Source organism: Streptomyces sp. NPDC006193, from assembly GCF_040613915.1.
In the GTDB taxonomy this organism is placed as follows: Bacteria; Actinomycetota; Actinomycetes; order Streptomycetales; family Streptomycetaceae; genus Streptomyces.
The window spans coordinates 68108-80452 of the sequence record NZ_JBEXTB010000031.1 but is presented as its reverse complement, the minus strand read 5'-3'; the positions used below and the strand labels follow the sequence as shown (position 1 = coordinate 80452).

The following is a 12345-nucleotide window of genomic DNA, read 5'->3' as shown; positions in this document are numbered from 1 at the left end:
GGGCGCGGGCCGGCGGGGCGGGCCGGACGGCTCCTCCGCGTAGAACTCCGCCTGCGTGGGGGCGGGGTGGGGCACGGGCTCACCGACACCTCGCACCCCCTGCCCGTACGGGGCAGGGGGCGCCGCCGGCCGTCGGGGGGCCGCTACTTCACCGGCTCCGGCTCCGGCGCGGCGGCCGAGTCGGCCGTGCCGGCCGGGGGCTCGTCGTCCGGGACCGGGGTCCGGACGGAGTCCAGCAGCAGCTGGGCCACGTCCACGACCTGGATCGACTCCTTCGCCTTGCCGTCGTTCTTCTTGCCGTTCACCGAGTCGGTGAGCATGACCAGGCAGAAGGGGCAGGCCGTCGAGACGATGTCCGGGTCGAGGGAGAGGGCCTCGTCGACGCGCTCGTTGTTGATGCGCTTGCCGATCCGCTCCTCCATCCACATCCGGGCGCCGCCGGCGCCGCAGCAGAAGCCGCGCTCCTTGTGCCGGTGCATCTCCTCGTTGCGCAGGCCCGGGACCTTGCCGATGATCTCGCGCGGGGGCGTGTAGATCTTGTTGTGGCGGCCCAGGTAGCACGGGTCGTGGTAGGTGATGATGCCCTCGACCGGGGTGACCGGGATCAGCTTGCCCTCGTCCACCAGGTGCTGCAGCAGCTGGGTGTGGTGGATGACCTCGTAGTCGCCGCCGAGCTGCGGGTACTCGTTGCCGAGCGTGTTGAGGCAGTGCGGGCAGGTGGCGACGATCTTCTTCGCCGACTTCGGCTTCCTGGTGGCCGGGTCGTCGTCGTCCTCGCCGAAGGCCATGTTCAGGGCGGCCACGTTCTCCATGCCGAGCTCCTGGAACAGGGGCTCGTTGCCGAGGCGGCGGGCGGAGTCGCCGGTGCACTTCTCGTCGCCGCCCATGATCGCGAACTTGACGCCCGCGATGTGCAGCAGCTCGGCGAAGGCCTTGGTGGTCTTCTTGGCGCGGTCCTCCAGGGCGCCGGCGCAGCCGACCCAGTACAGGTACTCGACCTCGGTGAGGTCCTCGATGTCCTTGCCGACGACCGGGACCTCGAAGTCGACCTCCTTGGTCCACTCCAGGCGCTGCTTCTTGGCCAGACCCCAGGGATTGCCCTTCTTCTCCAGGTTCTTGAGCATCGTGCCGGCCTCGGAGGGGAAGGCGCTCTCGATCATGACCTGGTAGCGGCGCATGTCGACGATGTGGTCGACGTGCTCGATGTCCACCGGGCACTGCTCGACGCAGGCGCCGCAGGTGGTGCAGGACCACAGGACGTCGGGGTCGATGACGCCGTTCTCCTCGGCGGTGCCGATCAGCGGGCGCTCGGCCTCGGCCAGGGCGGCGGCGGGGACGTCCTGGAGCTGCTCCGCGGACGCCTTCTCCTCGCCCTCGGCGTTCTTGCCGCCGCCGGCCAGCAGGTACGGGGCCTTGGCGTGGGCGTGGTCCCGCAGGGACATGATCAGCAGCTTGGGGGAGAGGGGCTTGCCGGTGTTCCAGGCGGGGCACTGCGACTGGCAGCGGCCGCACTCGGTGCAGGTGGAGAAGTCCAGCAGGCCCTTCCAGGAGAACTGCTCGACCTGGGAGACGCCGAAGACGTCGTCCTCGCCCGGGTCCTCGAAGTCGATCGGCTTGCCGCCCGAGGTCATCGGCTGCAGGGCGCCCAGGGCCGTCGAGCCGTCGGCGTTCCGCTTGAACCAGATGTTCGGGAACGCCAGGAAGCGGTGCCAGGCCACACCCATGTTCGTGTTGAGCGAGACCGTGATCATCCAGATCATGGTCGTGCCCAGCTTGATCATGGCGAAGAGGTAGGTGAGGTTCTGCAGCGTGGTGAGGCTCAGGCCCTTGAGCGCCAGGATCAGCGGGTACGAGGCGAAGTACCCGGCCTCGTAGTGGTCCACGTGGTGCAGGGCGCCTTCGAGGGCCCGCAGGACGTAGATCGCCAGGCCGATGGTGAGGATGACGTACTCGACGAAGTACGCCTGGCCCATCTTGGAGCCCGCGAAGCGGGACTTGCGGCCGGGCTTGGACGGCAGGCTGAGCAGGCGGATCACGATCAGCACGGCGATGCCGAGGGTGGTCATCGAGCCGATGAACTCGATGTAGAGCTCGTACGGCAGGAAGCCGCCGAGGAGCGGCAAGGTCCAGTCCGCCCGGAAGAGCTGCCCGTAGGCGTTGACGATGGTCGGCGGCAGCGTCAGGAAGCCGATGGCCACGAACCAGTGGGCGACGCCGACGATTCCCCAGCGGTTCATGCGGGTGTGGCCGAGGAACTCCCGGACCAGGGTCACGCTGCGCTGGTACGGGTTGTCGGTCCGGGTGCCGGCGGGGACGGGCTGGCCCAGCCTGAAGTACCGGACGAACTGTCCGATGGCGCGGGCGAGCAGGGCGACGCCGACCACGGTCAGGACCAGCGACACGATGATCGCGGCGAGTTGCATGGGGGCTCCTGAGGCGGCCTGAGGATTCAGGAAACTACTAAGCGGTAACTTATGCAGTTCGTCTGAGACTACCCCCATCTTCCGCCGGGATGCAGCCGGGCGCGGGGTGATCTGGGTCGCCGCCCGGCAATCAGATCGTGTTATTCGTACCGAATTGATACTTTCGCCCCTACCTTAGAGCCGTGCTCTACGGGATCGCCGCCGCCACCGCCGCCCTGCTCCTCACCGCCGTGCTCGCGGCGGCGCTCCGGCTGCCCGCCCTGAGGGCCTCGATCCTCGACCGGCGCAGGCAGCGGCCCCTTCCGCTGCTCGGCGGCCTCGCCGTCGTGATCGTCACCTGCCTCGTCGCCTGGACGGGGGAGTGGACCCGGATCGCCCCGCTCGGCGACGGGGTCGGCAGGCTGCTGTGGGCCGCCGCCGGCCTCGCCGCGCTCGGCCTGGTGGCCGACGTCTGGCGGCTGCGCGCGCGGGTGCTCGCCGCCGGCACGGCCGCGGCGGCGGTCTGCGTGGTGCCGTACGACGAGACGGGCCTGCCGGGCGGGGTGCTGGCCGTCGGCTGGATCGTCCTCGCGACCGTCGCCTTCAAGGGGCTCGACCACGCCGACGGGCTGGCCGGGACGGTGGGGGTGGTCACCGCCTTCGGCGCCGGGGCCTGTGCCGCCGCCGAGGTGATGGACGGGCTCGCGGTGCTGCTCAGCGTGGTCGCCGCCGCCCTCACCGGCTTCCTCATGCACAACTGGCCTCCCGCCCGGATCGGACTGGGCGCCTGCGGCTCGCTGTTCACCGGGTTCGTGCTGTCCTCGGCGGTCGTCCTCACGCGCGCGGGGTACGAGATCGGACCGAGCGCGGCCGTGGTCTTCTGCCTCGGCGCCGTCGCCGCCGCCGACGCCCTCCTGGTGGTCCTCTCCCGCGGGCTGGCCCGGCGGCCGCTGCTGCGGCGGGGCCCGGACCATCTCGCGCACCGGCTGCGGCGGGCGGGGCTCACCCCGCAGGGCTCGGTCGTGCTGCTGGGGGCCGGCTCGTTCTCCGCGGTGCTCGTGGGGGTGCTCGTGCACACCGGCTGGACCGGGGAGAGGGCCGTGTGCTGGGTGGCCGGAACGGCGGTCCTCGCCGTGCTCGTACTCCTTCTCATTCCCGTGCCGCATCCGCGTCGGGCGGTTCCTTCGCAGGTCAGGGGGCCGTTGCGCGTAAGGAAGGGATAAGAGTTGAGTCCGGCCGACTCATGTCTGTTGACCCGTGGCATCTCCTCATGCACACTTGAGCCTGTTCCACTCAAGTCAGCTGGAGGAATCAACCATGGCACGTGCGGTCGGCATCGACCTGGGCACGACTAACTCCGTCGTCAGCGTTCTGGAGGGCGGCGAGCCCACCGTCATCACCAACGCCGAGGGTGCCAGGACCACGCCGTCCGTCGTCGCCTTCGCCAAGAACGGCGAGGTGCTCGTCGGCGAGGTGGCCAAGCGGCAGGCGGTCACCAACGTCGACCGGACCATCCGGTCCGTGAAGCGGCACATGGGCACCGACTGGAAGATCTCGCTCGACGGCAAGGACTTCAACCCGCAGCAGATCTCCGCGTTCATCCTGCAGAAGCTCAAGCGGGACGCCGAGGCCTACCTGGGCGAGAAGGTGACCGACGCGGTCATCACCGTCCCGGCGTACTTCAACGACTCCGAGCGCCAGGCGACGAAGGAGGCCGGCGAGATCGCCGGTCTGAACGTCCTGCGCATCGTCAACGAGCCGACCGCGGCCGCGCTCGCCTACGGCCTCGACAAGGACGACCAGACGATCCTCGTCTTCGACCTGGGCGGCGGCACCTTCGACGTGTCCCTGCTGGAGATCGGCGACGGCGTCGTCGAGGTGAAGGCCACCAACGGCGACAACCACCTCGGCGGCGACGACTGGGACCAGCGCGTCGTCGACTACCTGGTCAAGCAGTTCCAGGCCGGCCACGGCGTGGACCTGTCCAAGGACAAGATGGCTCTGCAGCGTCTGCGCGAGGCCGCGGAGAAGGCGAAGATCGAGCTGTCCTCCTCCACCGAGACCTCGATCAACCTGCCGTACATCACCGCGTCGGCCGAGGGCCCGCTGCACCTGGACGAGAAGCTCACCCGCGCCCAGTTCCAGCAGCTGACCGCCGACCTGCTGGAGCGCTGCAAGACGCCGTTCCACAACGTCATCAAGGACGCCGGCATCTCCATCAACGAGATCGACCACGTCGTCCTGGTCGGCGGCTCCACCCGCATGCCCGCCGTCGCCGAGCTCGTCAAGGAGCTGACCGGCGGCAAGGAGGCCAACAAGGGCGTGAACCCGGACGAGGTCGTCGCCATCGGCGCCTCGCTCCAGGCCGGTGTCCTCAAGGGCGAGGTCAAGGACGTCCTGCTGCTCGACGTCACCCCGCTGTCCCTCGGCATCGAGACCAAGGGCGGCATCATGACCAAGCTGATCGAGCGCAACACCACGATCCCGACCAAGCGCTCGGAGATCTTCACCACGGCCGAGGACAACCAGCCGTCGGTGCAGATCCAGGTCTACCAGGGCGAGCGCGAGATCGCGGCCTACAACAAGAAGCTCGGCATGTTCGAGCTGACCGGTCTGCCGCCGGCGCCCCGCGGCGTCCCGCAGATCGAGGTCTCCTTCGACATCGACGCCAACGGCATCATGCACGTCACGGCGAAGGACCTCGGCACCGGCAAGGAGCAGAAGATGACCGTCACCGGCGGCTCCTCGCTCCCGAAGGAAGAGGTCGACCGCATGCGCGAGGAGGCCGAGCGCTACGCGGAGGAGGACCACAAGCGCCGCGAGGCCGCCGAGGCCCGCAACCAGGGCGAGCAGCTCGTCTACCAGACGGAGAAGTTCCTCAAGGACAACGAGGACAAGGTCCCCGGCGAGATCAAGACCGAGGTCGAGGCCGCGGTCGGCGAGCTGAAGGAAGCCCTCAAGGGCGAGGACACCGCCGAGATCCGCAGCGCCACCGAGAAGGTCGCGGCCGTCTCGCAGAAGCTTGGCCAGGCCATGTACGCCGACGCCCAGGCGGCGCAGGCCGCGGGCGGCGCGTCCGCCGGCGCCGGTGACGCCAAGGCCGACGACGACGTCGTGGACGCCGAGATCGTGGACGACGAGCGCAAGGACGGTGCCGCGTGACGGAGGAGACCCCGGGCTTCGAGGAGAAGCCCGACGTCCCCTCCGGCGCCACCCCCGACGACGCCGAGTCGAAGGCCGCCCCCGAGGAGGGGGCGGCCCCGGCCGGGGACGCACACGCGGACGCGGGCCTGGTCGCCCAGCTGGACCAGGTGCGCACGGCGCTCAACGAGCGCACGGCGGACCTCCAGCGGGTCCAGGCCGAGTACCAGAACTACCGCCGCCGGGTCGAGCGCGACCGGATCGCGGTCAAGGAGATCGCCATCGCGAACCTCCTGACCGAACTCCTGCCCGTGCTCGACGACATCGGCCGCGCGCGGGAGCACGGCGAACTCGTCGGCGGCTTCAAGTCGGTGGGCGAGTCGCTGGAGACCGTCGCGGCCAAGATGGGCCTGCAGCAGTTCGGCAAGGAGGGCGAGCCCTTCGACCCGACGATCCACGAGGCCCTGATGCACTCCTACGCGCCGGACGTCACCGAGACGACCTGCGTGGCGATCCTGCAGCCGGGGTACCGCATCGGCGAGCGCACCATCCGCCCCGCGCGGGTGGCCGTCGCCGAGCCGCAGCCCGGCGCGCAGACCGCCAAGGCCGAGGGCGCCGAGGAGAACACCGAGGCGGGCGGCGACGACAAGGAGAACGGTGGCCCGGAGGAGGGCTGACGTAATCACTGAAGACAGGAAGGAGGGGCGTCGGGGATGAGCACCAAGGACTTCATCGAGAAGGACTACTACAAGGTCCTCGGCGTCCCCAAGGACGCCACCGAGGCCGAGATCAAGAAGGCGTACCGGAAGCTCGCCCGCGAGTTCCACCCGGACGCCAACAAGGGCAACGCCAGGGCCGAGGAGCGTTTCAAGGAGATCTCCGAGGCGAACGACGTCCTCGGCGACCCCAAGAAGCGCAAGGAGTACGACGAGGCGCGCGCCCTGTTCGGCAACGGCGGCTTCCGCCCCGGGCCGGGCGCGGCCGGCGGCTCCTTCAACTTCGACCTGGGCGACCTCTTCGGGGGCGCGGCCCAGGGCGGGGGCTTCGGCGGCGGAATCGGTGACGTCTTCGGGGGCCTGTTCAACCGGGGCGCGGCCGGCGGCCGTACCCAGCCGCGGCGCGGCCAGGACGTGGAGTCCGAGGTCACGCTGAGCTTCACGGAGGCCATCGAGGGCGCCACGGTGCCCCTGCGGATGTCCTCCCAGGCGCCCTGCAAGGCCTGTTCGGGCACCGGCGACGAGAACGGCACACCGCGCGTGTGCCCGACCTGCGTCGGCACCGGCCAGGTCGCGCGGGGCTCCGGCGGCGGCTTCTCGCTGACCGACCCGTGCCCCGACTGCAAGGGGCGCGGTCTGATCGCCGAGCACCCCTGCGCGGAGTGCAAGGGCAGCGGGCGCGCCAAGTCGTCCCGGACCATGCAGGTCCGCATCCCCGCGGGGGTGACCGACGGCCAGCGCATCCGGCTGCGCGGCAAGGGCGCGCCGGGCGAGCGGGGCGGTCCGGCGGGCGACCTGTACGTGGTCGTGCACGTCGGCGAGCACCCGGTGTTCGGGCGCAAGGGCGACAACCTCACCGTCACCGTGCCGGTGACGTTCGCCGAGGCGGCTCTCGGCGGCGAGGTGCGGGTGCCGACCCTGGGCGGCCCGGCCGTCACCCTGAAGCTGCCGCCCGGCACCCCGAACGGCCGTACGATGCGGGCGCGGGGCAAGGGCGCGGTCCGCAAGGACGGCACCCGCGGCGACCTGTTGGTCACCGTCGAGGTGAGTGTCCCCAGGGACCTGTCGGGGAAGGCTCGCGACGCGCTGGAGGCGTATCGCGAGGCGACCGCGGGTGAGGACCCGCGGGCGGAGCTGTTCGAGGCCGCGAAGGGAGCTTGAGAGGGATGGATGGCCGTCGACGTAATCCGTATGAACTGACCGAGGAGACCCCGGTCTACGTCATCTCGGTGGCGGCCCAGCTCTCCGGACTCCACCCGCAGACGCTGCGCCAGTACGACCGTCTGGGCATCGTCTCGCCGGACCGCACCGCGGGCCGGGGCCGGCGGTATTCGGCCCGTGACATCGAACTGCTCCGCCAGGTGCAGCAGTTGTCCCAGGACGAGGGCATCAACCTGGCCGGCATCAAGCGAATCATCGAACTGGAGAACCAGGTCGCCGCGCTCCAGTCCCGGGTCGCGGAGCTGGAGGCGGCCCTGGACGGCGCGGCGGCGGCCATGCGGCAGCGCGAGGCCGCCGTGCACGCCTCCTACCGGCGCGACCTGGTCCCGTACCAGGAGGTGCAGCAGACCAGCGCGCTGGTGGTGTGGCGGCCCAAGCGGCAGCCGCAGGACTGAGTGGAACGGCGAGGGGCCGGGAGGAGATGTGTCCTCCCGGCCCCTTTCGCCGTTCCTGCGCAACTCGTGGCGTTCCAGGGGGGTTCGGCGGTGTCCGTTCGGGTGCGCCGCCCGTGCGGCGGGCCCGGCGGCGGCCCCCGGTGAGGGACTGCGTCTGGCTGACTTCGTTCGGTCTTCTGATCGAGTCGGGAAGCGGCTCCACGCTGCCGTGATCACGGTCCGTGAGGGCGCGGGCCGTGTGCGCGGACCGCTGTCCGTCGTGAACTCCCCTTGCATGAAAGGTCCGTGAAGGTCCCTCGCGGAGGGTGCGCACAACCTCCACAGTGACAGCCGAGCGTGGTGTTGCGCACTCGTTAAGTGATTTTCCTTGACGCAGGGTGGGGCGTCCGCGTTGTCTTTTCAGACACCTGGGTCGTATTGCAGCACCCACGTCCGGAACGCACCTGAAGTGAGCCCTCGTATGCGACGTATCGCCCTGTCCGTGGCCGTGTCCACGATCACCCTCTCGCTCGCCGGCTGTGGCGTGCTGAACGCGACGGAGGACGGTGCGAGCGCAAGCCCCACCATGGGCGACGACATCACCGTGGGCCTGCTGCTGCCCGAGAAGGCGAACACCCGCTACGAGAAGTTCGACTACCCCATCATCCGGGACAAGGTCGCCGAACTCACCCGCAAGCAGGGCAAGGTGAAGTACGCCAACGCCGACGCGAGCGCCGCCCGGCAGGCCGAGCAGATGCAGAGCATGATCGACGCCAAGGTCGACCTCATCCTGCTGGACGCGGTCGACTCGCACGCCGTCGCCGGCCAGGTGAAGAAGGCCAAGGACGCGGGCATCCCGGTCATCGCCTACGACCGCCTCGCCGAGGGCCCGATCGACGCCTACGTCTCCTTCGACAACGAACTCGTCGGCGAGGTGCAGGGCCGCACCCTGCTGGAGGCCCTGGGGCCGGGCCTCGACTCCTCCGACAAGGTCGTCATGGTGAACGGCTCGCCCACCGACCCGAACGCCAAGCAGTTCAAGGAGGGCGCGCTCTCCGAGCTGAACGGCAAGGTGGACATCGCGGAGAGCTACGACACCGTGGACTGGAAGCCGGAGAACGCCGAGGCCAACATGGCCAGGGCGATCGCCCGGCTCGGCAAGGACAACATCGCGGGCGTCTACGCCGCGAACGACGGCATGGCCGGCGGCGTGATCAAGGCCCTGAAGGCGGCCGGCGTCACCGACCTGCCCCCGATCACCGGCCAGGACGCCGAACTGGACGCCGTGCAGCGGGTCGTGGCCGGCGAGCAGTACATGAGCGTCTACAAGTCCTACCCGGACGAGGCCGAGGCCGCCGCGCAGATGGCCGTCACCAAGCTCCAGGGCAAGGGCATCCAGTTCGACGCCCTCACCCGGGACCGGGTCGACAGCCCCACCGCCAAGGACATCCCGTCCAGGCTGGTCCAGGTGAGCGCGCTGACCAAGCGCACCGTCAAGGACACGGTCGTCGCGGACGGCATCTACACCGTCGACGACATCTGCACCGCCCGGTACAAGGCGGCCTGCGCGGCGATCGGCCTGAAGTAGCCCCCCGTCCGCACGCGGACGCCCTTCCGCGTCCCGGCGTCCCTCCCGGCGCCGCGCCACCCCCGTGGGCGCGGCGCCGCGGCCCGGGCGGGGCGGGTGAGCCCGCGTCGAGGCCGCTCAGGTGCCGTGGCGCCGGCGGGGTAGGCGGGAAGGATGATGCCGAAGGGGCCGATGTGCCACCGCCGCCGGCAGAGGGCGGCGTGCGGGGCTGAGCGTGGTCGAAACCCGGTCACGGCGACGGTGTCCGGCCGCCGCCGTCCCGCAAGCCGTGTTGCGGACCCCGTCGGCGCCGCGCATAGTTGCGCTGCGGAAGTGGCAGCACACCGGGGGTGAAATGGGCGATGGCCGGGCACGGGACGGAGGAGCATCCTCACGGTGCCGACCGGCTGTGCGAGGCCGGGGACCGTGTGTATTCCCGGGCCGTACGCCGGGGCCGGGTACCGCGCACGGACGCCGAACCGGTGCCCTGCCTGCTGGACCTGGCCCTGCTGCACCCGGACCCCGACGACATGGACTGGCTGGTGCCGACCTCCCCGCAGGAGGTCATGACCCGGCTGCTGCGGGGGGTCTACGACGAGGTCAGCGAGAGCCAGCGGCGGGTGGGCTCGGCGGTGGCCGCCTTCGAGTGGTACGCGGGCCTGGGCCGGCAGCCGCGGACGCTGACGACCTCCGCCGAGGGCAGCGCGATCCGCGTCCTGGACGGGCTTGCGCGCATCCAGGCCGCGATGGACGAGGCCACCGAGGCGTGCACCACCGAGGTGCTCACCGTGCAGCCCGGCGGCATCCGGCGGGAGGCCGAGCTGACCGAGGGCCTGCACCGGGCGGTGGCCCTGCGCGGCCGGGGCGTGCGCATGCGCGACCTGTACACCCATGTGGCCCGGCACGGCCAGGGCCTGCTCAACTACCTGGAGCTGATGGGCGACGCGGTCGAGGCCCGCACCCTGGACGAGGTCATCGACCGGCTCATCCTCTTCGACCGCACGGTGGCCTTCATCCCGGCCAACGCGGACCGCACGATGGCGCTGGAACTGCGCCACCCGGCCCTAATCGACTACCTGGTGACGGTCTTCGAGCGGCTCTGGCGGCTGGCCATCCCGCTCACCGCCCCCCTGCCCGACACCGGCATCGAGGGCATCTCGCACCGTGAGCAGTCCATCGCCGCGCTGCTCGCCGAGGGCCACCAGGACGCGGTGATCGCCGAGCGGCTCGGCATCAGCGTGCGCACCTGCCGGGCGCACATCGCCCGCCTGTCGGAGACGCTCGGCGCGGCCAGCCGTACCCAGCTCGGCGTCCGCATCGCCCAGGTCGGCCTGGACGGTCACCGGCCGCCGCCGACCACCGCCCTCACCGGTCCCGACCGGGGATCCCCGAGCGTGCGATGAGACCCCCGCGCGCCCGGCCGTCGCCGCCGGGGCGGGGTGGGTGGCGGCCGAGTCGGCGGCCCGCACGGCCCGGGGGCCGGATGCGCCAGAACGGCTCCAGGAGGGCCACCAGGCGCGCCTGTGGGCGCAGTTCCTCGGCGACGCGGGCACGTGCGTGCCGTTCCGCGCCCGCCGCGCACACCGGTTGCGCGGGACGGGGGCGGTCGTACGGGGGCGGTCGTACGGGGGCCGCTGTACGGGGCCGTGGCGGTCGGCTCCGGGCCCGGGTCACCGGGGTCGGTGGTCCCGGTCCAGGATGCCGGACTGGGCGATGAGGTAGCCGAGTTGGGCGCGGCTGCCGCTGCCGAGGGCCTGGGCGAGCTTGGCGATGTGGGCCCGGCAGGTGCGGACGTTCATGCCGAGGCGGCGGGCGATCGCCTCGTCGACGTGGCCCTCGACGAGGAGTTTGGCGATGGAGTGCTGGATCTCGGTGATGCCGCCGGGCGCCGCCTCGTACGGGGCGCCGGCGCTGAGCGGGACCGCCCGGTCCCACATGAACTCGAACACCTTGATCAGGTAGCGGACCAGGCCCGGGTGGCGGAGCTCCAGGGCGACCTGGCGGTCGTCGCTGATGGGGATGAACGCCACCGTCTCGTCGCAGACGATGAGCCGGTCCACCAGTTCGTCGATGGTGCGGTACTCCGCCTTGCCGTTGGTGAACTGGTCGACGTAGGCGAGCCGGTCGGGGCTGTACCGGGCGGTGTGCTGGTAGAGCGTCCGGATGCGCACCCCGCGTTCGATGAGCGGCTTGTCGCGTTCCAGGCCCTCGATGAGCCGCTGTTCGGGGCGGCGCCGGCCGCTCGGCTGCACCGTCAGCATCTCCGTACGGCACTGGGCGGTGGCCAGGTCGAGGGCCGCGTTGATCCGGTCGAGCCCCTCCAGGACCGTGATCGAGTGGGTCGGCGCGCTCTCCTGGGTGCTGAGGGCCATGAACGGCTCGAAGGCGTCCGCCAGAGCGACGGACAGCCGCCGCCGTTCGGTGATCTCCCGCTCCAGGGGGTGGAGCCGCTGGGCCAGGGCCAGGGCCGGCGGAACCGGGCGGAGCCAGTCGGCGTCGTCCGGGTCGGGGTGGAGGAGGGCGAAATCCATCAGGCAGGGCGCGGTCTCGGCGTCCGACCGGGCGATGCGTCCGGTGCGCAACGCCGTCGCATAGAGACGGTTCCCTTCCTCACACAAGTCGGTAACCGCATGGGGATGTGTCGCCTTAGTCCCATTTGTTGCCAAATCTCCACCCCCCAGGGTCCTGAACGTGCAGGAACATGATGCACCGATCGTGTGGTCATGACGTGCCCGAATGAGCCATCGTCTTACTCGACGGGGGAAGAGGGGACCTTCAAGTGAGGACGAAGCCGACTATGAGTAAGAGAATGCTTCGCTCGGTGCTTGTCGCCGCCTTCTCCGCCGTTGCGGCCCTCGGGACGTTGGCCGGCCTCTCCGGCGTGCAGGGGGACGGTCACGGGGCGAGTGGTGCTCGGACGACGG

The 12345-nt window shown here is 70.8% G+C and carries 9 protein-coding genes; 7 read left to right on the top strand and 2 right to left on the bottom strand.

Annotated elements, in window-relative coordinates; genetic code table 11:
- Positions 1 to 143 precede the first annotated feature (143 nt).
- Positions 144 to 2423, bottom strand: a complete 2280-nt coding sequence (locus tag ABZ261_RS24420; RefSeq protein ID WP_356862559.1) for a (Fe-S)-binding protein — start codon at positions 2421 to 2423, stop codon at positions 144 to 146.
- A gap of 182 nt (positions 2424 to 2605) precedes the next feature.
- Here ABZ261_RS24420 and ABZ261_RS24415 point away from each other — a divergent pair, with 182 nt between their 5' ends.
- The 7 genes from ABZ261_RS24415 to ABZ261_RS24385 all read left to right on the top strand — a co-directional run bounded on the left by ABZ261_RS24415 (position 2606) and on the right by ABZ261_RS24385 (position 10824).
- Positions 2606 to 3625: an MraY family glycosyltransferase gene (locus ABZ261_RS24415; RefSeq protein WP_356862557.1), complete on the top strand. Its 1020-nt coding sequence runs from the start codon at positions 2606 to 2608 to the stop codon at positions 3623 to 3625.
- A gap of 94 nt (positions 3626 to 3719) precedes the next feature.
- Positions 3720 to 5564 carry a molecular chaperone DnaK gene (gene dnaK / locus ABZ261_RS24410; RefSeq protein ID WP_356862555.1) on the top strand — a complete coding sequence of 615 codons (1845 nt, stop codon included), beginning with the start codon at positions 3720 to 3722 and terminating at the stop codon, positions 5562 to 5564.
- Positions 5561 to 6220 carry a nucleotide exchange factor GrpE gene (gene grpE, locus ABZ261_RS24405; protein WP_356862553.1) on the top strand — a complete coding sequence of 220 codons (660 nt, stop codon included), beginning with the start codon at positions 5561 to 5563 and terminating at the stop codon, positions 6218 to 6220. The genes dnaK and grpE overlap by 4 nt, the downstream gene beginning before the upstream one ends.
- Before the next feature lie 36 nt (positions 6221 to 6256).
- Complete coding sequence (gene dnaJ / locus ABZ261_RS24400) at positions 6257 to 7420, top strand: molecular chaperone DnaJ (protein ID WP_356862551.1); 1164 nt, start codon at positions 6257 to 6259, stop codon at positions 7418 to 7420.
- A gap of 5 nt (positions 7421 to 7425) precedes the next feature.
- Positions 7426 to 7875: a helix-turn-helix domain-containing protein gene (locus tag ABZ261_RS24395; protein WP_356862549.1), complete on the top strand. Its 450-nt coding sequence runs from the start codon at positions 7426 to 7428 to the stop codon at positions 7873 to 7875.
- A gap of 460 nt (positions 7876 to 8335) precedes the next feature.
- Positions 8336 to 9442 carry a substrate-binding domain-containing protein gene (locus ABZ261_RS24390; RefSeq protein WP_356862547.1) on the top strand — a complete coding sequence of 369 codons (1107 nt, stop codon included), beginning with the start codon at positions 8336 to 8338 and terminating at the stop codon, positions 9440 to 9442.
- 341 nt (positions 9443 to 9783) lie between these two features.
- Positions 9784 to 10824, top strand: coding sequence for a helix-turn-helix transcriptional regulator (locus ABZ261_RS24385; RefSeq protein ID WP_356862545.1), 1041 nt, complete (start codon positions 9784 to 9786; stop codon positions 10822 to 10824).
- Positions 10825 to 11091: 267 nt separating this feature from the next.
- Here ABZ261_RS24385 and ABZ261_RS24380 read toward each other — a convergent pair whose 3' ends face one another.
- Positions 11092 to 12087 carry a helix-turn-helix transcriptional regulator gene (locus ABZ261_RS24380; protein ID WP_356862543.1) on the bottom strand — a complete coding sequence of 332 codons (996 nt, stop codon included), beginning with the start codon at positions 12085 to 12087 and terminating at the stop codon, positions 11092 to 11094.
- Positions 12088 to 12345: the final 258 nt, after the last annotated feature.